This is a genomic window from Streptomyces sp. NPDC054956 (genome assembly GCF_053609185.1).
Genome location: NZ_JBSGXB010000112.1, coordinates 1 through 21884 on the forward strand (window position 1 = coordinate 1; position 21884 = coordinate 21884).

Sequence of the window (21884 nt, forward strand, 5' to 3'; positions counted from 1 at the left end):
GGGCGGGGGGCCGTTGGTGGGGCCGGCGCTCCGGGGGGGGTACCGGGGGGGTGCGGGACGCCGGCGGCGGGCGGGCAACCCGTGCGGGGGCCCGGCCGCACCGCCGCACCCCCTTTTGGTGTCCGGAGCCTCGCGGGGCCTCCTGGAGGGCGTGCGAGGGGAGTCGTCCACAGGCCCCGCGGGCTGTCGGCGCCGGACGGTAGCTTCGACCCATGACTACCAACGCGGCGGCGTCGTCGGCAGTGGTCGAGGGGGTGCTCGAGCGCATCACCTACGCCAACGAGGAGAGCGGCTACACGGTCGCCCGGGTGGACACCGGCCGCGGCGCGGGCGACCTGCTCACCGTCGTCGGGTCCCTCCTGGGCGCCCAGCCGGGTGAATCCCTGCGCATGGAGGGCCGTTGGGGCTCCCATCCCCAGTACGGCAAGCAGTTCACCGTGGAGAACTACACGACGCTGCTGCCCGCGACCATCCAGGGCATCCGGCGCTACCTGGGATCCGGCCTGATCAAGGGCATCGGCCCGAGGATCGCCGACCGGATCGTGGAGCACTTCGGCACCGCCACCCTCGACGTCATCGAGGAGCAGCCGAAGCGGCTGATCGAGGTGCCCGGTCTCGGCCCCAAGCGGACCAAGATGATCGGCGCCGCCTGGGAGGAGCAGAAGGCCATCAAGGAGGTCATGGTCTTCCTCCAGGGGGTCGGCGTCTCCACCTCCATCGCGGTCCGCATCTACAAGAAGTACGCCGACGCCTCCATCTCCGTGGTCAAGAACCAGCCCTACCGGCTCGCCGCCGACGTCTGGGGCATCGGCTTCCTCACCGCCGACCGCATCGCGCAGGCCGTGGGCATCCCGCACGACAGCCCGGAGCGGGTCAAGGCCGGCCTCCAGTACGCCCTGTCCCAGTCCACCGATCAGGGGCACTGCTTCCTGCCCGAGGACCGGCTCATCGCCGACGGGGTCAAACTGCTCCAGGTGGACACCGGACTGGTCATCGACTGCCTGGCCGAGCTCGCCGCCGATCCCGAAGGGGTCGTACGGGAATCCGTGCCCGACCCGCAGGGCGGTCCGGACCCCCTCACCGCCGTGTACCTGGTGCCGTTCCACCGCGCGGAACTGTCCCTGGTCGGCCAGGTGCGCCGGCTCCTGAACGCGGACGAGGACCGGATGCCCGCCTTCCAGGACGTGGACTGGGACAAGGCCCTCGGCTGGCTCGCCGGCCGGACGGGCGCCGAGCTGGCCCCCGGGCAGCGGGACGCGGTCCGCCTCGCCCTCACCCGCCGGGTGGCGGTCCTGACCGGCGGGCCGGGCTGCGGCAAGTCCTTCACCGTCCGCTCGATCGTGGAGCTGGCCCGCGCCAAGAAGGCCAAGGTGGTGCTCGCCGCCCCCACCGGCCGGGCGGCGAAGCGGCTGGCCGAGCTCACCGGGGCCGAGGCATCCACCGTGCACCGGCTCCTGGAGCTCAAACCCGGCGGGGACGCGGCGTACGACCGGGAACGGCCGCTCGACGCCGACCTGGTGGTCGTGGACGAGGCCTCGATGCTCGACCTGCTGCTGGCGAACAAACTGGTCAAGGCGGTGGCGCCGGGAGCGCACCTGCTCCTCGTCGGGGACGTGGACCAGCTGCCCTCGGTCGGCGCCGGCGAGGTGCTGCGCGATCTGCTCGCCGAGGGCGGTCCGGTCCCCGCCGTCCGGCTGACCACCATCTTCCGGCAGGCCCAGCAGTCCGGCGTGGTCACCAACGCCCACCGGATCAACACCGGCCTGCCGCCGATCACCGACGGGCTGCCCGACTTCTTCCTCTTCCCCGAAGAGGACACCGAGGAGGCCGGAAAGCTCGCCGTGGACGTCGCAGCACGACGTATTCCAGCCAGATTCGGGCTCGACCCGCGGCGCGACATCCAGGTCCTCGCCCCCATGCACCGGGGCCCGGCCGGCGCCGGAAACCTCAACGGGCTGCTCCAGCAGGCCATCACCCCCGCCCGGCCCGGCCTGCCCGAGAAGCGGTTCGGAGGCCGGGTCTTCCGGGTGGGGGACAAAGTCACCCAGATCCGGAACAACTACGAGAAGGGCGCCAACGGGGTCTTCAACGGCACGGTCGGCGTGGTCACCGGCCTCGACCTGGACGAACAGCGTCTGACGGTGCGCACGGACGAAGACGAGGAGGTGGCCTACGAGTTCGGTGAGCTCGACGAGCTGGCACACGCGTACGCCGTCACCATCCACCGGTCCCAGGGGAGTGAATATCCGGCGGTCGTGATCCCCGTCACCACCGGGGCCTGGATGATGCTCCAGCGAAATCTGCTCTACACGGCGGTGACCAGGGCGAAGAAACTGGTCGTCCTGGTCGGGTCCCGCAAAGCCCTCGCTCAGGCCGTGCGTACCGTTTCCGCAGGCAGGAGGTACACGGCCGTGGCTCCCCGGCTCTCCGGACGCATACCGGTGGGAAACATCACCTAGATGATCGATCATTTGGGGTATCCGCCACCCGTTCCGAGGGGGCAGGATGAGCAGGTTGAAGGCACTCAGTGCCGTCAAAAACACCAAACCCCGACCCCGAGTGCACTCACCTGTGCCAAATGGGGGAAGGTAGAGGCAGTCAGGGCACCTCGAAGAAGAGGCACTACGTCGGTGAGGGATGACGTGAGCGACAACTCTGTAGTACTGCGGTACGCGGACGGTGAATACACCTACCCGGTGGTCGAGAGCACCGTTGGCGACCAGGGCTTCGACATCTCGAAGCTCCGGGCTCAGACCGGGCTGGTCACCCTGGACAGCGGCTACGGAAACACCGCCGCCTATAAGTCCGCCATTACCTACCTCGACGGTGAGCAGGGCATCCTGCGCTACCGCGGATACCCGATCGAGCAGCTGGCGGAGCGCTCGACCTTCATCGAGGTCGCCTACCTGCTGATCAACGGGGAGCTGCCGACCGTCGACCAGCTCGCGTCGTTCCGCAACGAGATCACCCAGCACACGCTGCTGCACGAGGACGTCAAGCGCTTCTACGACGGCTTCCCGCGCGACGCCCACCCGATGGCGATGCTGTCCTCCGTGGTCAGCGCGCTGTCGACGTTCTACCAGGACAGCCACAACCCGTTCGACGAGAAGCAGCGCCACCTCTCGACGATCCGGCTGCTGGCCAAGCTCCCGACGATCGCCGCGTACGCGTACAAGAAGTCGGTCGGCCACCCGGTGGTCTACCCGCGCAACGACCTCGGCTACGTCGAGAACTTCCTGCGCATGACCTTCTCCGTGCCGGCCCAGGAGTACGACCTGGACCCGGTCGTGGTCGCCGCGCTCGACAAGCTGCTGATCCTGCACGCGGACCACGAGCAGAACTGCTCCACCTCCACCGTGCGTCTGGTCGGCTCCTCGCAGGCGAACATGTTCGCCTCGATCTCCGCCGGCATCTCGGCCCTGTGGGGCCCGCTGCACGGTGGCGCCAACCAGTCCGTCCTCGAGATGCTCGAGGGCATCAAGAACGACGGCGGCGACGTCGACGCCTTCATCCGCAAGGTGAAGAACAAGGAAGACGGCGTCCGCCTCATGGGCTTCGGACACCGCGTCTACAAGAGCTTCGACCCCCGGGCGAAGATCATCAAGGCGGCGGCGCACGACGTCCTCTCGGCGCTCGGCAAGGACGACGAGCTGCTCGACATCGCGCTCAAGCTGGAAGAGCACGCGCTGGCCGACGACTACTTCGTCGAGCGCAACCTCTACCCGAACGTGGACTTCTACACCGGCCTGATCTACCGGGCCATGGGCTTCCCGACCGAGATGTTCACCGTGCTCTTCGCGATCGGCCGGCTGCCCGGCTGGATCGCCCAGTGGCACGAGATGATCAAGGAGCCCGGATCCCGCATCGGCCGTCCGCGCCAGATCTACACCGGCGAGGTCCTGCGCGACTTCGTCCCGGTCGAGAACCGCTGACCCGAGGCTCTCGCCGCGGCGCCCCCCGTGGCGCCGCGGGACCGCGTCATCCGCGGCCCAAAAGGAAAAGCGCCCCGCCATCGATCCCCCCACGGGTCGAAGGTCGGGGCGCTTTCCTTACCCCGGAACGGATTCCCCCCACGGGACCCGGACCGGGTGTCTGCGTGGAGCGCGCGGGGCGCGCTCCGGTGTTGCCGGGACCCGTACGGGTCGGGAGGGCCGCTCAGAGCTTTCCCGAGGGCACGCGTCCCGGCCGGCTGATGCCACGGGCGTCCCCCAAGACCCCCGGGAACGCCCCAAGACGTTCCTGGCATCGCCCCATTAGACCCACGGCCCTGCCCGATGGTTACGTTGCGGTCGCTGTGATCTGCGTCTCGCGTGAAGGAACCGTGTGCGAGTTGCGAAGGGTGATCACTAGCGGAACGAGCGCAGCCGCAGGCTGTTGGTCACCACGAAGACCGAGGAGAAGGCCATCGCGGCCCCCGCGATCATGGGGTTGAGCAGACCCGACGCGGCCAGCGGCAGGGCCGCGACGTTGTAGCCGAAGGCCCAGAACAGGTTGCCCTTGATGGTGGCCAGGGTTCGGCGGGAGAGCCGGATCGCGTCCGCCGCGACCCGCAGGTCGCCCCGTACGAGGGTCAGGTCGCTCGCCTCGATCGCGGCGTCGGTGCCGGTGCCCATCGCCAGGCCCAGGTCGGCCTGGGCCAGCGCGGCCGCGTCGTTGACGCCGTCGCCGACCATGGCGACCGTACGGCCCTCGGCCTGCAGCCGGCGTACGACGTCCACCTTGTCCTCGGGGAGGACCTCGGCGATGACCTCCTCGATGCCCACCTCGCGGGCCACCGTCTCGGCGACGGCCTTGTTGTCGCCCGTCAGCAGGACCGGGGTCAGCCCCAGGGCCCGCAGCCGCGACACCGCCTCGGCGCTGGTCTCCTTGATGGCGTCGGCCACGGTCAGCACCCCGCGGGCCTCCCCGTCCCAGGCCACCAGGACGGCGGTGGAGCCCGCGGCCTCGGCGGCGGCCTTGGCGTCGGCGAGGGCGGCCGGCAGTGGGATCGACCAGTCGGCGAGCAGCTTCTCGCGGCCCACCAGGACGGCGTGTCCGTCGACCACGCCCTGCACGCCGAGGCCGGCGACGTTCTCGAACCCCTCCGGGACGGGCAGCTGCCCTGCCCTGTCGGCTGCGCCCGTGGCGATGGCGCGGGCGATCGGGTGCTCGGAGGCGTGCTCCAGGGAGCCGGCCAGCCGCAGCAGTTCGGTCTCGTCCACGCCCTCGGCGGCGTGCACGCCCGACAGGGTCATCCGGCCGGTGGTCACGGTCCCGGTCTTGTCCAGGACGACGGTGTCCACGCGGCGGGTGGACTCCAGCACCTCGGGCCCCTTGATCAGGATGCCGAGCTGCGCGCCCCGCCCGGTGCCGACCATCAGCGCGGTCGGGGTGGCCAGGCCCAGGGCGCACGGGCAGGCGATGATCAGGACGGCCACGGCGGCGGTGAAGGCGGCGGTCGCGTCGTCGGTGAGCAGCAGCCAGGTCACCCAGGTGCCCAGGGCCAGTACGAGCACGATCGGCACGAAGACGCCGGAGATCCGGTCGGCGAGGCGCTGCACCTCGGCCTTGCCGTTCTGCGCGTCCTCGACCAGCTTGGCCATCCGGGCGAGCTGGGTGTCGGAGCCGACGCGGGTGGCCTCGACGACCAGGCGGCCCGCCGCGTTGACGGTGGCGCCGGTGACGGTGTCGCCGACGGTGACCTCGACCGGGACCGACTCGCCGGTCAGCATGGAGGCGTCCACGGCGGAGCTGCCCTCGACGACGGTGCCGTCGGTGGCGATCTTCTCGCCGGGCCGGACGACGAACCGGTCGCCGACGGCCAGCGCGCTCACGGGGATGCGCACCTCGGCGCCCCCGCGCAGGACGGCCACGTCCTTGGCGCCCAGGCGCATCAGGGCCTTGAGGGCCGCGCCGGCCTTCCGCTTCGAGCGGGCCTCCAGGTAGCGGCCGAGCAGGATGAAGGAGACGACCCCGGCCGCCACCTCCAGGTAGATCGCCGAGGCGCCGTCGGTGCGCGAGACGGTGAGGTCGAAACCGTGCCGCATGCCGGGCATCCCGGCGTGGCCGAAGAACAGGGCCCACAGCGACCAGGCGAAGGCGGCGAGGGTGCCGACCGAGACCAGGGTGTCCATGGTGGCCGCGCCGTGCCGGGCGTTGGTCCAGGCGGCCTTGTGGAAGGGCAGGGCGCCCCAGACGACCACGGGGGAGGCGAGGGTGAGCGAGAGCCACTGCCAGTTGTCGAACTGGAGGGCCGGGACCATCGCGAGCAGGACGACGGGCAGGGCGAGCACGCTGGAGACCAGGAGCCGCTGGCGCAGCGCGGCGAGCTCGGGGTCCCGTACCTCCTTCGGTTCCGAGGCCTCCGGACCGGTCTCCGCCTCGGGTTCGGGCTCCGGCGGCGGGGGTTCCTCGGCGGTGTAGCCGGTCTTGACGACGGTCGCGATGAGGTCGGCAACCTGGACGCCTCCGCCGTAGGAGACCTTGGCCTTCTCGGTGGCGTAGTTCACCGAGGCGCTGACCCCGTCCATCCGGTTCAGCTTCTTCTCGATGCGGGCCGCGCAGGAGGCGCAGGTCATCCCGCCGATGGTCAGCTCGACCTCGGCCGTGGCCGTGGCCGTCGCCGCGCCCGCGGCCTCGGCCGCGCCGGCCGCCGCTATGGGTCCGTCGTGCACTGTGCTGCTGCTCATGATCCGGGCTCCAGGGGGAGAGCCGGGCCGTACGGAACCAGTATGAGCTGGCCGGTACGGCCCGGCGGGGCTGTGCCGAAAGAAAGGGGCCTGCCGGTGGAGGAGGGTGCTCAGGCCTGGCCGGCGAGCTCGTACCCGGCCTCGTCGACGGCGGCGCGCACGTCGGCCTCGGCGAGCGGGGCGGCCGACACCACGGTGACCTCGCCGGTGGCGGCGACGGCCTTGACCGAGCTGACGCCCGGCAGGGCGGCGAGCTCGGTGGTGACCGCACCCTCGCAGTGCCCGCAGGTCATGCCCGTCACCCGGTAGACGGTGGTGGTCTGGGTGTCCGTGTCGGCGCTCATGTCGTTCTCCTCTTCAAGGGCGTTTCCGGGCGCCGGAAGGCGGCGGATCCCTCCACCGTCCTCCCGACACTCGAAGACTATACCCCTAGGGGGTATGGAAGCGAGCATCCTCCGGGATCTTTTGAATCCCCTCGTCCGCGAAAACGCGAAATGGACAATCATTGTGATCCATACGTAAATGGCACATATGGCGCACTCGGGGATCACCCTCATCCTGATCATGTCGATCGCGGTGCTCGCGCCCCTGCTGGCGTACGGGGTCGCCCGTCGGCTCCCCGTACCACTGGTGATCTTCGAGATCCTGCTCGGCGTCCTGGTCGGGCCCGACGTCCTCGGCTGGGCGCGCACCGGCGAGGTGATCGACGTGCTGAGCCAGCTCGGCCTCGCCATGCTGATCTTCCTGGCCGGCTACGAGATCCAGTTCGGCCAGGTCAGGGGCGACACCCTGAAGCGGTCGGTGTGGGCCTGGCTGATCGCCCTCGGGCTGGGACTGGGCATCGGCGTCCTGCTGGCGCAGGGCGGCGGATTCGACAAGGGCGTCTACATCGGCACCGCTCTGACCAGTACGGCCCTGGGCGCGATCCTGCCGGTCATGCGGGACGCGGGGGACCTCCAGGGCCGCTTCGGCTCCGTGGTGATGGCGATGGGCGCGGTCGGCGAGTTCGGGCCGATCATCGCGATGGCGCTGCTGCTCAGCGGGCGGGCGCCGGGCCGCTCGGCGGCGCTCCTGATCGCCTTCGCGCTGCTCACGGCGGCGGCGGTGTTCTGGGCGCTGCGGCCCAAGCCGCCCTGGTTCTCCCGGGTCGTCGCCAAGACCCTGCACACCAGCGGGCAGTTCGCGGTACGGCTGGTGGTGCTGATCATCGTGGCGTTCCTGGCGCTGTCCCAGGTGCTCGGCCTCGACGTCCTGCTCGGCGCGTTCGCCGCCGGCCTGATCACCCGGCTGGTGCTGCACGGGGCCGCCCCCGAGAGCAGCGAGACCGTGCTGTCGAAGGTGGAGGCCATGGGCTTCGGGTTCCTGGTGCCGCTGTTCTTCGTGGTCACCGGGATCGAGTTCGATCTGGACGCCCTGCTCGACGGTGGCCGGGCGCTCCTGCTGCTGCCGGTGTTCCTGCTGCTGTTCCTCCTCGTGCGCGGACTTCCTCTGTGGCTGCTGGCCCCCCGGGACCTGACGCGCCGGGACCGGTCGGCGCTGGTGCTGTTCGGCTCCACGGCACTGCCGCTGGTGGTGGCGATCACCACCCTGGGGGTCCAGGACGGGAAGCTGGGGTCGGGCGAGGCGGCGGCGCTGGTGGGGGCCGGGATGGTCTCCGTACTGGTGTTTCCGCTGGTGGGGCTGCGGTTGCGGGCGGGTGGGGCGAGGTCCGAGGGGGAACGGGTCAGCGAGGAAGAGGCGTGGTGATCAGCGGGTCCAGGTAGCGGAGAAGGACGGCCTTCAGCTCCGCGACGTACGCGGCCCGTTCGGCGCCCTCGCTGGCCAGGATCAGTTCGAGCGAGGCTTTGACGATGCCGAGCACCATGTGCGCGACGTGGGTCAGCTCGGCGGGGGTGGGGGTGGCCGCGGTGTCGCCCTCGGTGCCGGGGGCCGAGGGCGGGACGCAGGCGCGCAGCACCTCCTCGACACGGGTCAGCATCCCGGTGTGGAGCTCGTCGTGCTCCTGGGCGATCCCGGGGACGCCGGAGCCGTGCATGAGGGCCCAGAAGGCCGGGTTCTCGCAGTTGAAGGCGATGACCGGGTCCAGGACGGCGTCGAGCAGCTCGGGCAGCGGCCGGTCCAGGTTCTCGGGGAGGAAGGCTTGGCCGTGCGCCTCGTGGGCGCGCTGCAGCAGCTGCCCTCCCAGCTCCACGGCGATGGCCTCCTTGTTCGGGAAGAACTGGTAGAGCGTGCCCGGGGACACGCCGGCCTCGCGGGCGATCGCGTTGGTGCTGGCGGCGGCGTAGCCGGTACGGCAGAACACCCCGGCGGCGGCCGCCAGCAGCTGGGCGATCCGGCGCTCCCCGCGGGCCTGGCGCCGGCGGGGAGCGGGTGCGGCGGCCGATTCCGGGGTTGCTTCCGGGGCCGCTTCCGGGGTCGGGGATTCTCCCGTTTCGCTTGCTTTGTCCGCGCTCTTGGTCCGAGAGCTCTCCCGCATGTCCAATCCCTTGCTTCCGGTGGGTGATTGACAAACGCGAGAACTCGCTCGCATTCTTGTGGAACGCGAGCGACTGCTCGTGTTTGTCAGTCTAAGTGGCCTGGCAATCACGGTGAAGGGGACACCGAGACATGTCCGAAGTCAAGAATCCGCCGTCGCCCGGGGAGGGCGGCCGGTGGACCCGGTTCGTCACCGCACGGCCGAGGCTCTCGCTGCTCCTCGCCCTGCTGGTCACGGCACTGGCCGTGGTCGCGGGCGGCGGCGTCGCCGACCGCCTGGGCAGTGGCGGCTGGGAGGACCCCGGAGCCCGGTCCACCTACGCCACCGAGGCCCTGGAGCGCGAGTTCCCCGGGTCCCAGTCCAATCTGCTGCTCCTCGTCGACGCGGGAGCCGGGGTGGGGCCGGCCGGGGTGGACGACCCCGCCGTCGCCGCCGAGGCCGAGCGGCTGACCGCACAGCTCGCCGCCGAGCAGGGGGTGATGGGCGTGGACTCGTACTGGCGGACGCGGCTGCCCGCGCTGCGCTCCGAGGACGGCCGGCAGGCGCTGGTCGTCGCCCGGGTGCCCGGTGACGACAAGGCCGTCAACGCCGTGCTCGACCGGATAGCCCCCCACTACCGGGGCGAGCACGGACCCGTGAAGGTCTCCCTCGGAGGACCGGCCGCCGTCCAGCGCGAGGTGACCACCACCATCCAGGAGGACCTGCTGCGCGCCGAGCTGATCGCCCTGCCGGTGACGCTCGTCCTGCTCGTCCTCGTCTTCGGCAGTGCCGTCGCGGCCCTGCTGCCCCTCGGCGTCGGCATCGTGGCCATCATCGGGACCAACGCCGTCCTGCGCGGCCTCACCGAGTTCACCGACGTCTCCGTCTTCGCGCAGAACCTCACCACCGCGCTCGGTCTCGGACTCGCCGTCGACTACGCCCTCTTCATCGTGCGCAGGTTCCGCGAGGAGCTGGCCGCCGGGCGCGACCCGGTCGCCGCCGTCGCGGTCACCCTGCGTACCGCCGGGCGCACGGTGCTCTTCTCCGCGCTGACCGTCGCCGTCGCCCTCTCGGCGATGCTCTTCTTCCCGATGTACTTCCTGCGCTCCTTCGCCTATGCCGGGGTCGCGGTGGTGCTGCTCGCCGCGGCGGCCGCGCTGATCGTGCTGCCCGCGGCCCTGGTGCTGCTCGGGCACCGGGTCAACTCCCTGGACCTTCGCCGGCTGTGGCGGCGCGGCGGTGCGGCCCGCAAGGACGGGCCCCCGGCCGGGGGCGGGCGCGGCTGGGTCCGGCTGACGGCCCTGGTGATGCGCCGGGCCCCGCTCTTCGCCGTGGCCACCACGGCCGGACTGCTGCTCCTCGGGCTGCCCTTCCTCGGGGTGAAGTTCGGCACCGTGGACGACCGGCAGCTGCCGAAGACCGCCGAATCGCACGTGGTGCAGCAGGAGATCCGCGAGGGCTTCGCGGGCACCCCCGGAGGCTCGCTGACCGTACTGGCCGAGGGCGCGTCCGGAGGCGCCGCCCTGGACGGCTACAAGCGGGAGGTCGCAGCCCTGCCCGGCGTGGTCAGGGTCGACGGGCCGGTGAACGCGCCGTCCGGCGCGGCGTACGCCTACTTCTCGGTGCTCACCGAGGGCGAGGCGGTGGGGCAGCAGGCCCAGGACCTGGTAGGCCAGGTCAGAAAGGTCGACGCACCCTTCGAGACCGCCGTGACCGGACAGGCCGCCGTGCTCGTCGACGCCCGCAAGGCCATCGCCGACGAACTGCCCCTGGCCCTGGCCGTCGTGGTCGCGGCCACGCTGCTCCTGGTCTTCCTGATGACCGGCAGCCTGCTGATACCGCTCCAGGCGGTACTGCTCAACGCCCTCAGCCTGACGGCCATGTTCGGGGCGGTGGTCTGGGTCTTCCAGGAGGGACACCTCTCGGGACCGCTCGCCTTCACCTCCACGGGGGACATCGAGACCACCCTGCCCGTGCTGATGTTCTGCATCGCCTTCGGACTCTCCATGGACTACGGGGTGTTCCTCATATCCCGGATCAAGGAGGAGTACGACAGGACGGGGGACCACGAGGGTGCGGTCCGCACGGGACTGGCCCGCACGGGCGGACTGATCACCGCGGCGGCCGTGATCCTGGCCGTGGTGATGGTCGCCATCGGCAGCTCGCGGGTGACCAACACCAAGATGCTGGGCCTCGGGATCGCGCTGGCCGTGCTGATGGACGCGATGGTCGTCCGGAGCCTGCTCGTCCCGGCGGTCATGAAGCTGACCGGGAAGGCCACATGGTGGGCGCCGGCGCCGCTGCGCAGGCTGCACGAGCGGTTCGGACTGAGCGAGGGGGAGCCGGTCGTGCCGGCGGCGGAGGAGCCGGAGCCGGTCCCCGCGGGCAGTCGCTAGCGGCCGGTCGCCGGTGGCCGGCCATCCGTCGCCGGTCGCCGGCTGTGCGGACGGGGCCCGGGAGGGACCCGTCCGTGGCCCGGACATCGGGATCAGTCCTCGCGCCGTCCCCGGTTGCCGGGCCGGCGGGCCACCCAGGTGCGGATGGTGTCGGCGTACCAGTAGGGCTTTCCGCCCTCCACGTGGTCGGGCGCGGGCAGCAGCCCGTGCTTGCGGTAGGAGCGCACGGTGTCCGGCTGCACCCGGATGTGAGCGGCGATCTCCTTGTACGACCACAGCTGTCGGTCGCTCATCCTCGACACCTCCTCGTCCACGCCGCGGGGCCGGCCGGGAGGCCGTCGGGGGAGCCGGCGCGTGGACACTGACGATCACTCAGGTTGTGCCCGGAGAACGACGCACGGTGAGAGCAGGGGAGGGGCTGTCGGACGGCTGTGACGGAAGACCCGCGTAATGGGGACATGCGTGACACAAGGGCGACTCATGTGACACGCACGGCACACACCACACCAGCCCGGCGCCGTGACCGGCAGGCCTCGCCGGTCATGGCACCGGGCCCGGCTCAGCGGTAGAGGGCCGGGCGTTCCACCTGCTCCACGAGGGTCCGTACGCCGCTGCGGGCCGCGGCCAGGCCCGCCTCGGAGACGGCCGCGGCCGCGTAGCCGTCCCACGCGTCGGGGCCGTCCACCCGGCCCGCCGCGGCCGCGGTCACCCAGTGCCGGAGCTGGCGGTCGTAGGCGTCGGCGAACCGCACCGTGAAGTCCTGGTCGATCTCCCCGCCCCAGCGGCCGGCCGACTGGACGACCATGGCGTGGCCGTCGCCGATCCGGGCGCTGCCGGACTCGCCGACCGCCTCGCACTGCACCTGGTAGCCGAAACCGCAGTTGACGAAGATCTCGACGTCCACGACGGCGCCCCCCGAGGTCTCCATGAGGACCAGGCGCGGATCGCGCAGCCCCTCGCGGGCGGCGGAGGTGGGCGTCGGGGAGAGCACGGTCACGGCCGTGATCTCCTGCCCGAGCAGCCAGCGGGCCGCGTCCACCTCGTGCACGACCGAATCGCTGATCAGCATGTCGCTCGTGAAGAACGACGGCGAGGCGGCGTTGCGGTGCCGGCAGTGCAGGAAGAGCGGCCGCCCGATGCCGCCGGCGTCGAGCAGCTCCTTGAGCCGCGCGTACTCGGCGTCGTAGCGGCGCATGAAGCCGACCTGTACGAGCCGGCGACCGACCCGGGCCTCCGCCTCCATGATCCGCAGGGCGCCCGCCGGATCCGGGGTGAGCGGCTTCTCGCAGAGCACCGGCAACTCCCGTGCCAGCGCGTGCAGGATCGCTTCCTCATGGGCGGGCCCGGGCGAGGCGATCAGTACGGCGTCCACCCCGGGCGCGGCTATCGCGGCCGCCGGATCGGTGTGCGCGCTCACCCCGTCCAGCCCGGCCGCGACCGCCTTGACCCGGTCCCCGTCCGGGTCGGCCACGGCCACCACCCGGGCCCCGCCCACCGTCCGCCCGAACCTGCGGACGTGGTCCGAGCCCATCTTCCCGGTGCCGATGACGGCGATGCCGAGCGTGCCGGTCATGTCTGTTCCTCCGTGGGGTTCGTTCAGCGGGCGCCGCAGGAGCGCAGGTAGGCGCGGGTGCGGCGGGCGATCGGGAGCGGGCGGTCGGGCGGGCACGGGTACATGTCCTGCTCCACGATGGCGAACAGGTCCACGCCGAGCCGCTGGGCGGCCGCCAGCACCGGTTCCAGCGCGGGCACCCCCGCCGGCGGCTCGCACATCACCCCGCGGGCCACGGCCGGCCCGAAGGGCACCTGGCCGGCGACGACTTCGGCGAGGATCCGGGGATCCACCTGCTTGAGGTGGAGGTAGCCGATCCGCTCCCCGAAGGTCTCGACGGCCCGCACGCTGTCGCCGCCGCAGTACGCGTAGTGCCCGGTGTCCAGGCAGAGGGAGACCAGCGCGGGATCGGTGGCGTCGAGGAACCGGGCCACGTTCTCGGGGGTGTCGATGTGCGTGTCGGCGTGCGGGTGCACGACGATCCGCAGCCCGTACTCGTCCTGGACCCGCCGCCCCAGCCGCTCGGTCTGCGTGGTGAGTTCACGCCAGCCCTCGGGCGTGAGCGTGCGGTCCTCCAGCACCTCGCCGGTCTTGTCGTCCCGCCAGAAGGACGGGATCACGACGAGGTGCGCCGCGCCCATGGCACGGGTGAGCTCCGCGATCCGCGACACGTGCTCCCAGGTGTCCTCCCACACGGCGGGCCCGTGATGGAGTCCGGTGAAGACGGTTCCCGCGGAAACCCGCAGGCCGCGCTTGGCCACTTCGTCGGTGAGCCGGACGGGATCGGTGGGCAGGTAGCCGTACGGACCGAGCTCGATCCACTCGTAACCGGCGTCGGAGACCTCGTCCAGGAACCGTTCCCACGGGGTCTGCGCGGGGTCGTCGGGGAACCAGACACCCCAGGAATCCGGAGCCGAACCGATGCGGATACGCGTCAACGCGGGCGGTGAGGACGTCATGCGGCCACCTTAAAGTGCGAGGCTCGGAGGAACGGGGAGCGTGCGGTCGGCAGGAAGGGTGTGGTGATGGCTGTGGCGATGGCTTCGGATCCGGTGCCGTTCGACCTGATCACGATGGGACGGATCGGGGTGGATCTCTACCCCTTGAAGACGGGCGTACCGCTCGGCGAGGCGGACACCTTCGGGAAGTTCCTGGGCGGTTCACCCACCAACGTGGCCGTCGCGGCGGCCCGGCTGGGCCGGCGGACCGCGGTGATCACCCGGACCGGCGCGGACCCCTTCGGGGCGTACCTCCGCGCGGAACTGCGCGCGTTCGGCGTGGACGACCGGTGGGTGGAGGAGGTGGCGGCCTACCCGACGCCGGTGACCTTCTGCGAGATCTTCCCGCCGGACGACTTCCCGCTGTACTTCTACCGCTACCCCAAGGCCCCCGACCTGGAGATCGACGCGGCCGGGCTGGACCTCGACGCGGTCCGGGCGGCGCGCGTGTTCTGGATGACGGGTACCGGGCTCAGCGCGGAGCCGAGCCGCACGGCGACGCTGGCCGCGCTGGAGGCCCGCGCGAAGTCCGGGACCACCGTGTTCGACCTGGACTGGCGGCCGATGCTGTGGCCCTCCGAGGGCGGGCCCGGGGAGTGGTACCGCCGGGCACTGTCCCTCGCCACGGTGGCCGTGGGCAACGCCGAGGAATGCGCGATCGCCACCGGCGAGACCGAGCCGTACGCGGCCGCGCGGGCGCTGCTCGCCGCCGGCGTGGAGCTGGCGGTGGTGAAACGGGGCCCGCGCGGGGTCCTGGCCGTCCACCGCGACGGGACCGTGGTGGAGGCGGCGCCGGTAGCGGTGACGGTCGTCAACGGACTCGGCGCGGGGGACGCGTTCGGCGGAGCCCTGTGCCACGGGCTGCTCGCGGGCTGGGAGTTGGAGCGGACGATCCGCTACGCGAACGCGGCCGGGGCGATCGTGGCGTCGAGGCTCGCGTGTTCGACGGCGATGCCGTTCGCCGGGGAAGTGGAGGAGGTGCTCGACCGTGCCGCTGGTGTCTGAGTGGGCGATGGACTGGACGAGGCTGCTCGTGCTCGACCTCGCGCCGGGGGAGGTGTACGCGCACGCGTGCGGGGACGCGGAGTGGATCGTGCTCCCCCTGTCCGGCGGCTGCGAGGTCCGCTGCGCGGAGCCCTTCCCCCACCCCGCCCCTTCCCGAAACCGGGGCTCCGCCCCGGACCCCGCGCAGGCCGACGCCGGCCCCCATCCAGCCCCTCCGGCGTTTGAGGAGCGGGGTCCGGGGCAGCGCCCCGGGAGCGGACCGCAGGTCTTCGAACTGCGCGGGCGGCCCGGGGTGTTCGACGGAGTCACCGACTTCGCCTACCTCCCCCGGGACGGAGCCGCCGAGATCCGGGCGAACACCGGCGGGCGGTTCGCCCTCGCCGGGGCCCGCTGCGAGCGGCGGCTGCCCGCCCGGTACGGGCCCGCCGCCGCGGTCCCCGTCGAGCTCCGCGGAAGCGGCCAGTGCTCCCGCCAGGTCAACAACTTCGCCGCCGCCGGCCCGGACGGCTTCGCCTGCGACCGGCTCATCGCCGTCGAGGTACTGACCCCCGGCGGGAACTGGTCCTCGTACCCGCCCCACAAGCACGACGAGCACCGGCCCGGTCTGGAATCCCGCCTGGAGGAGATCTACCACTTCGAGATCGCCCCGCACGGGGACATCCCGGGACTCGGATACCAGCGTGTCAGCCCCTCCCCGGCCGGGAAGACCGACATCCTCACCGAAGTGAGGACCGGGGACACCGTGCTCATCCCGGACGGCTGGCACGGTCCGTCCATCGCCGCGCCCGGACACGACATGTACTACCTCAACGTCATGGCGGGGCCCGGCGAGACCCGGGAGTGGCTCATCAGCGACCACCCCGATCACGGCTGGATCCGCTCCACCTGGTCCGGCCGCGAAGTCGACCCCCGGCTGCCCTTCTACCGCGCGGAGGACCCCGCATGACGCCGAAGAAGACGCAGACCGTCCGGCTCACCGTCGCGCAGGCCCTCGTCCGCTTCCTCGCCCGCCAGTACACCGAGCGCGACGGACGGCGCCACCGGCTGATCGCCGCCACCTGGGGGATCTTCGGGCACGGGAACGTCGCCGGGATCGGCCAGGCCCTGCTCGAGACCGGCCGCGAGGAGATGCCGTTCCTCCAGGGCCGCAACGAGCAGGCCATGGTGCACGCCGCCGTCGGGTACGCACGGCAGAGCGGGCGGCTGTCCGCGCACGCCGTCACCACCTCCATCGGGCCCGGCGCCACCAACCTCGTCACCGGGGCCGCCCTGGCCACCGTCAACCGGATCCCGGTGCTCCTGCTGCCCGGGGACGCCTTCGCCACCCGGCCCGCCGACCCCGTGCTCCAGCAGCTGGAGGTCCCGTACGCGGGCGACGTCTCCGTCAACGACACCCTGCGTCCCGTCTCCCGCCACTTCGACCGGATCACCCGCCCCGAGGCCCTGATCCCCGCCGCGCTGCAGGCCGTACGGGTCCTCACCGACCCGGTGCAGACCGGCGCCGTCACCCTCGCGCTGCCGCAGGACGTGCAGGCCGAGGCGTACGACTGGCCCGAGGAGTTCTTCGCCGAGCGCGTGTGGGGCGTACGCCGGCCCCGGCCCGACCGTACGGAGCTCGCGCGCGCGGCCGAGGCCGTACGGGGCTCCGCGCGGCCGCTGATCATCGCCGGCGGCGGGGTCCGGCACAGCGCGGCGCAGGCGGCGCTGGCCGGCTTCGCCGAGGCCACCGGGATCCCGGTGGCCGTCACCCAGGCGGGCAAGGGGGTCCTGCCCTGGGACCACCCCGCCGACGTGGGCGGGATCGGGCACACGGGCACGGCCACCGCCGACGCACTGGCGCGCGAGGCCGACCTGGTGATCGCCGCCGGGACCCGGCTCACCGACTTCACCACCGCCTCGGCGACCCTGTTCCAGCACCCCGGCGTGCGGTTCGTCGGCCTCAACCTGGACCCGTACGACGCCCACAAGCTCGCCGCCCGCCCCTTGGTCTGCGACGCGCGGGAGGGCCTGGAAGAACTCCGGGCCGAGGTCACCGGGTACCGGGTGGACCCCTCGTACGAGGCGGCGTACGAAGAAGGGAAGAGGGCCTGGGAGCGGCTGGTCGACCGGGCCTTCGAGGCCCCCGACGAGGACGCCGTCCCGACCCAGGCGCAGGCGCTCGGGCTGCTCGACGATCTGTTCGGGCCCGAGGACATCCTCGTCAACGCCGCCGGCTCGCTCCCCGGCGACCTGCACAAACTCTGGCGGGCCCGCTCCACCGACCAGTACCACCTCGAATACGGCTACTCCTGCATGGGCTACGAGATCCCCGCCGCGATCGGCGTCGCGCTGGCCGCGCCCGGCCGCCCGGTGTGGGCCCTGGTCGGTGACGGGACGTACCTGATGAATCCGACGGAGATCGTCACCGCCGTGCAGGAGGGGATCCCGGTGCGGCTGGTGATCCTCGACAACCACGGATACGCCTCCATCGGCGGCCTCTCCGACGCGGTGGGCGGCGAGGGGTTCGGGACCGCGTACCGCTTCCGGGCGGTGGACGGTTCGTACAGCGGACCGCCGCTGCCCCTGGACCTGGCGGCCAACGCGGCCTCCCTCGGGATGGCCGTCATCCGCGCCCACACCATCGGTGACCTGCGGAAAGCCCTCGCCGAGGCGCGAGCGGCGGACCGTCCCACATGTGTCTACGCGCAGACCCGAACACCCGACACTGTGTCGGGCCCACCCCCGGCACAGGCGTGGTGGGATGTTCCTGTGGCCGAGACCGCGACCCGTGCGTCGGCGGTGGAAGCCCGCGAAGAGTACGACCGGCAAGCCGCGCATCGACGTCGCCATCTGTGAAGGAGCAAGGCATGAAGACCGTCAACCACTGGATCGGTGGCAAGACCGTCGAGGGCGCTTCGGGCAACTACGGCCCGGTCACCGACCCGGCCACCGGCGAGGTGACCACGCAGGTGGCCCTCGCGTCCGCCGAAGAGGTCGACGCCGCCGTGCAGGTCGCCAAGGAGGCGTTCCTGTCCTGGGGCCAGTCCTCGCTGGCCGCCCGCACCAAGGTGCTGTTCGCCTACCGCGCCCTGCTGGACGCCAACCGCGACGCGATCGCCGACCTGATCGTCGCCGAGCACGGCAAGGTCCACTCGGACGCGCTGGGCGAGGTCGCCCGCGGCCTGGAGATCGTCGAGCTGGCCTGCGGGATCACCGTGCAGCTCAAGGGCGAGCTGTCGACGTCCGTCTCCAGCCGCGTGGACGTCTCCTCGATCCGCCAGCCCATCGGCGTGGTCGCGGGCATCACCCCGTTCAACTTCCCGGCGATGGTGCCGATGTGGATGTTCCCGCTGGCCGTGGCCTGCGGAAACACCTTCATCCTCAAGCCGAGCGAGAAGGACCCCTCGGCCTCCACGCTGCTGGCGCAGCTGGCGAGCGAGGCCGGTCTGCCGGCGGGCGTGCTCAACGTGGTCCACGGTGACAAGGTCGCCGTCGACGCGCTGCTCGCGCACCCCGACATCGCGGCCGTCTCCTTCGTGGGCTCGACCCCGATCGCCCGCCACATCCACACCACCGCCTCCGCCAACGGCAAGCGCGTACAGGCCCTGGGCGGCGCCAAGAACCACATGCTGGTGCTGCCGGACGCCGACCTGGACGCCGCCGCCGACGCCGCCGTCTCCGCCGCCTACGGCTCGGCCGGCGAGCGCTGCATGGCCATCTCCGCCGTCGTCGCCGTCGGCTCGATCGCCGACACCCTCGTGGACAAGATCCGCGAGCGCGCCGAGAAGATCAAGATCGGCCCCGGCAACGACCCGACCTCCGAGATGGGCCCGCTGATCACCGCGGCCCACCGCGACAAGGTCGCCTCCTACGTGAAGGGCGCGGCCGCGCAGGGCGCCGACGTGGTCCTGGACGGCACCGGCTACACGGTGGAGGGCAACGAGAACGGCCACTGGATCGGCCTCTCGCTCCTCGACAACGTCAAGACCGACTCGGACGCCTACCGCGACGAGATCTTCGGCCCGGTGCTGTGCGTGCTGCGCACCGAGACCTACGAGGAGGGCGTGGCGCTCATCAACGCCTCGCCGTTCGGCAACGGCACCGCCATCTTCACCCGCGACGGCGGCGCCGCCCGCCGCTTCCAGCTGGAGATCGAGGCGGGCATGGTCGGCGTCAACGTGCCGATCCCGGTGCCGGTGGGCTACCACTCCTTCGGTGGCTGGAAGGACTCGCTCTTCGGCGACCACCACATCTACGGCAACGACGGCATCCACTTCTACACCCGCGGCAAGGTCGTCACGACCCGCTGGCCCGACCCGTCGGACGCCCCGGCCGGCGTGGACCTCGGGTTCCCGCGCAACCACTGACCGGACGAACGGCCCGTACGGGCCCGCTCGGTACTGCTCGCCCCCCGCAACCCTCACCGCGGGGGGCGAGCCCGTTTCCGGACTCCGGGGCCTTACAGCAGCGACCAGACGTCGGCCTCGGCCGTCGTGGACCACACCGCGTCGCCGTGGCCGTAGTCCGGGACGACGGTGAAGCCGACCCGGTCGTTGCCGCCCGTCCGGATCAGCTGCGCGCCGCGCGAGTGGTCGCCGCGCCCCAGCTCGGTGTTGATCCACACGACTTCGGCGTCGATCCGGTCCCAGCCGATCTCGTACGTCTTCTCGTCTCCCGCCCAGATCGCGGCCAGGTCCCGCATCAGCGCGGTCGGGATCAGCCCGCTGCCGAGGGCGGACGTGGCCGCGTGCCAGGTGGCGAGCGGGGTGTGGGTCAGGGCGAACCGGTCCTCGGCCGGCGTCGCCCCGAAGACGTAGGAGCCCGCGCTGTGGCCCCGGGTGTAGATCCAGTTCGCCGGGCCGGGCAGTGCGGAGGTGCGGACCAGCACGAAATGGGCGAGCCCGGCGTTGGTGAAGCGCAGCGAGGGGTCCGGCGGCCAGGGGACCTGGGAGGGGGCGTCGGGGTCGGTGACGGCCCGGGCGATCAGCGCGGCCAGGCCCGGGTCCGCCGCGTACTCGCCCTGGGCGAGCCGGTCCTCGTACCCGTCGCGCATCGCGGCCGCCCGTACGGCCAGGTCGCCCTCGTACGGGCCGGTCGTGTCCAGGACCACCACGCGGGTCAGGCGCGGCGAGCGGTCGTGGGCGGCCGCGTCCAGGGCGAGGGCGGCTCCGGCGGAGTGCCCGGCGTACTGGTACGGCAGCCCGAGTGCGCCGTCCAGCGCGGCCACCACCCCGGCGAGGTCCCGCCGGTGCGCCGCGAGTCCCCGGTCGGGGCCGATGTCCGCCGCCGTCGCCGCGTCCTCGCGCGGGGTGACGCCGACGACGAGCAGGCCCTCGCGGCGCAGCCGGTGGGCGAGGTTCAGGTCGCCCGGGGTGAAGAAGTCGGCGCAGAAGTTCAGCCCGCCGCCCGGCAGGAGGTACGCGATCCCGCGCGGCGCCCGCCTGGTATCCGCCACCACGTCCACCGTGACCGGGGCCGGACCGCCGTCGTCGACCGGGAGGGTCAGCCGGATCCAGCCGTCGCCGGGGAGGTAGGCGGCGGTCCCCGTGCCCAGCGTCCGCTCGATGAGGGTCAGCAGCCCGACCCCGTACGCGCCCGTGGCCTGCGGCCGGTCCTCGGACCCTTGCCCGAGGGCCGGCCGGACGGGACCTTCTTCGCCGTGCTGTCGTTCCATTGGGCGGTGCCTCCCCCGTAGCGGTGATGGCCGAATGCCACCCCCTGGGGACACCCTCGCCCGTCAGCGGGCTTCAGCCAAGTCCGGGGCCGACTCGGTGTGTTCGGAAACTCCGCGGCGCCGCCGGCGCAGCACCAGGACGGTGATGCCGGCGCCCGCCAGCACCAGGAGCGCGCCCAGGGCGGGCCACGGCACGGCGATGAAGTCGGTGGCGGACTCGGAGACGAGGTCGGGATAGGCCGAGGCGCCGGCGGTGATCTCGACGGTGACCCAGTCCGACTGCGGAGCGTCCGCCCAGTCCTCGGTCAGCTCGATCCGCTGGCCGGGCAGCAGCACCAGCTTCAGCTCGCGGGCCGGCCGGTCCAGCACGCGGCGGCCGAACAGCCCCTCCGCGGACACCGTCACCTTGGGCTCGACGACCACGTTGCCCCGGTTGACCAGGGAGTACGTGATCTTGGCGCGGGCGTCCTTCACCCAGGGCAGCAGCGGCGCCGACCGGCTGACCTTCACGTCCTCCACGCTCAGCCCGGGCGTCACCGGCCCCGGCACCCGGAAGTAGAGCCGGGCGCCGACCTGGCGCTTCACCCCGACCTTGACCTTGCCCTCTTCCTGGATGCCCTCCACGGCCGTGTTGAGGGCGACGATCCCGCCCACGTGGTCACCGGGCGTCGCGTCAGCCGGGACCTTCACGGAGAACGGGAAGTCCTTGCGGCCCTTGGGCGGCACGGTCACCGTCGTCTTCGTCTCGGGCGGCAGGCTTATCCAGGTGCCGACGTCCTTGGGCTTCGTCTCGACCGGCAGCAGCGCGAAGGCGCCGCCCACCGGGGTGTTGACGGCGTCGGTGGCGAATATCTGGAACGTCAGCTCCTTGTCGGAGGAGTTCACGATCGTCGCGCTGTCGTTGACGGTGGTGCCGGCCTCGCCCTGGTGGAAGAAGTACGCGCGGTCGGTCATCGCCGCACCGGCGGGCGGGGTCGGGAAGACGCCCCAGGTGCCGTTGTCCGCGGCCGTCGCGGGGAGGGCCGGGAGCAGCAGGGCGGCGAGGCCGAGGAGCAGGCCGAGGAGGAGGGTGCGGGTGCGCATGGGCGGTTCTCCAGTCGGGCCGGACGGGGGGTGGGGGAGCGCGGGAGGGCGGGGCGTGGGGAGCGCGGAAGGGT

Annotated in this window: 16 protein-coding genes; 8 read left to right on the forward strand and 8 right to left on the reverse strand. The window is 72.1% G+C overall.

Annotated features, from left to right (window positions below; all coding sequences use genetic code 11):
- Positions 1-212: 212 nt before the first annotated feature.
- Positions 213-2459, forward strand: coding sequence for an SF1B family DNA helicase RecD2 (recD2, locus tag ACWGDE_RS19105; protein WP_453390160.1), 2247 nt, complete (start codon positions 213-215; stop codon positions 2457-2459).
- A gap of 183 nt (positions 2460-2642) precedes the next feature.
- Positions 2643-3932 carry a citrate synthase gene (locus tag ACWGDE_RS19110; RefSeq protein ID WP_453390161.1) on the forward strand — a complete coding sequence of 430 codons (1290 nt, stop codon included), beginning with the start codon at positions 2643-2645 and terminating at the stop codon, positions 3930-3932.
- Between the two features lie 414 nt (positions 3933-4346).
- On the opposite strand, the gene ACWGDE_RS19115 is transcribed toward ACWGDE_RS19110, so the two are convergent.
- Positions 4347-6668 carry a heavy metal translocating P-type ATPase gene (locus ACWGDE_RS19115; RefSeq protein WP_453390162.1) on the reverse strand — a complete coding sequence of 774 codons (2322 nt, stop codon included), beginning with the start codon at positions 6666-6668 and terminating at the stop codon, positions 4347-4349.
- 110 nt (positions 6669-6778) lie between these two features.
- Positions 6779-7012, reverse strand: a complete 234-nt coding sequence (locus tag ACWGDE_RS19120) for a heavy-metal-associated domain-containing protein (protein WP_453390163.1) — start codon at positions 7010-7012, stop codon at positions 6779-6781.
- 187 nt (positions 7013-7199) lie between these two features.
- Here ACWGDE_RS19120 and ACWGDE_RS19125 point away from each other — a divergent pair, with 187 nt between their 5' ends.
- The gene (locus tag ACWGDE_RS19125) at positions 7200-8414 is read left to right on the forward strand and encodes a cation:proton antiporter (protein ID WP_453390172.1); all 1215 of its coding nucleotides are present in this window, start codon (positions 7200-7202) and stop codon (positions 8412-8414) included.
- Here ACWGDE_RS19125 and ACWGDE_RS19130 read toward each other — a convergent pair.
- Positions 8392-9144: a TetR family transcriptional regulator gene (locus ACWGDE_RS19130; protein WP_453390164.1), complete on the reverse strand. Its 753-nt coding sequence runs from the start codon at positions 9142-9144 to the stop codon at positions 8392-8394. The two genes, ACWGDE_RS19125 and ACWGDE_RS19130, sit on opposite strands and share 23 nt — an antisense overlap.
- Positions 9145-9275: 131 nt before the next feature.
- On the opposite strand from ACWGDE_RS19130, the gene ACWGDE_RS19135 reads away from it, so the two are divergent.
- Positions 9276-11519 carry an MMPL family transporter gene (locus ACWGDE_RS19135; protein WP_453390165.1) on the forward strand — a complete coding sequence of 748 codons (2244 nt, stop codon included), beginning with the start codon at positions 9276-9278 and terminating at the stop codon, positions 11517-11519.
- Between the two features lie 92 nt (positions 11520-11611).
- On the opposite strand, the gene ACWGDE_RS19140 is transcribed toward ACWGDE_RS19135, so the two are convergent.
- From ACWGDE_RS19140 to ACWGDE_RS19150, 3 genes are all read right to left on the reverse strand, one after another.
- The gene (locus ACWGDE_RS19140; protein ID WP_030297784.1) at positions 11612-11812 is read right to left on the reverse strand and encodes a helix-turn-helix transcriptional regulator; all 201 of its coding nucleotides are present in this window, start codon (positions 11810-11812) and stop codon (positions 11612-11614) included.
- 266 nt (positions 11813-12078) lie between these two features.
- Entirely contained in the window at positions 12079-13092 is a 1014-nt protein-coding gene (locus tag ACWGDE_RS19145) for a Gfo/Idh/MocA family protein (RefSeq protein WP_453390166.1), read from the reverse strand.
- A gap of 23 nt (positions 13093-13115) precedes the next feature.
- Entirely contained in the window at positions 13116-14030 is a 915-nt protein-coding gene (locus tag ACWGDE_RS19150; protein ID WP_453390167.1) for a sugar phosphate isomerase/epimerase family protein, read from the reverse strand.
- Positions 14031-14108: 78 nt separating this feature from the next.
- Here ACWGDE_RS19150 and iolC point away from each other — a divergent pair, with 78 nt between their 5' ends.
- From iolC to ACWGDE_RS19170, 4 genes are read left to right on the forward strand one after another with little or no spacing between them, the layout of a single operon-like run.
- Positions 14109-15074: a 5-dehydro-2-deoxygluconokinase gene (gene iolC, locus ACWGDE_RS19155; protein WP_453390173.1), complete on the forward strand. Its 966-nt coding sequence runs from the start codon at positions 14109-14111 to the stop codon at positions 15072-15074.
- Between the two features lie 7 nt (positions 15075-15081).
- The gene (gene iolB / locus ACWGDE_RS19160; protein ID WP_453390174.1) at positions 15082-16020 is read left to right on the forward strand and encodes a 5-deoxy-glucuronate isomerase; all 939 of its coding nucleotides are present in this window, start codon (positions 15082-15084) and stop codon (positions 16018-16020) included.
- Positions 16017-17909, forward strand: a complete 1893-nt coding sequence (gene iolD, locus ACWGDE_RS19165; RefSeq protein ID WP_453390168.1) for a 3D-(3,5/4)-trihydroxycyclohexane-1,2-dione acylhydrolase (decyclizing) — start codon at positions 16017-16019, stop codon at positions 17907-17909. Before iolB ends, iolD begins: the two co-directional genes overlap by 4 nt.
- 11 nt (positions 17910-17920) lie before the next feature.
- The gene (locus tag ACWGDE_RS19170) at positions 17921-19420 is read left to right on the forward strand and encodes a CoA-acylating methylmalonate-semialdehyde dehydrogenase (protein WP_453390169.1); all 1500 of its coding nucleotides are present in this window, start codon (positions 17921-17923) and stop codon (positions 19418-19420) included.
- A gap of 92 nt (positions 19421-19512) precedes the next feature.
- Here the strand turns inward: ACWGDE_RS19170 and ACWGDE_RS19175 are convergent, their stop codons facing one another.
- A complete protein-coding gene (locus ACWGDE_RS19175) occupies positions 19513-20727 on the reverse strand; it encodes a hypothetical protein (RefSeq protein ID WP_453390170.1) in 1215 nt (404 codons plus the stop codon).
- Between the two features lie 63 nt (positions 20728-20790).
- Positions 20791-21810 (reverse strand): WxL protein peptidoglycan domain-containing protein, encoded by a 1020-nt coding sequence (locus ACWGDE_RS19180; protein ID WP_453390171.1) that lies wholly within the window; start codon positions 21808-21810, stop codon positions 20791-20793.
- Between the last annotated feature and the right edge of the window lie 74 nt (positions 21811-21884).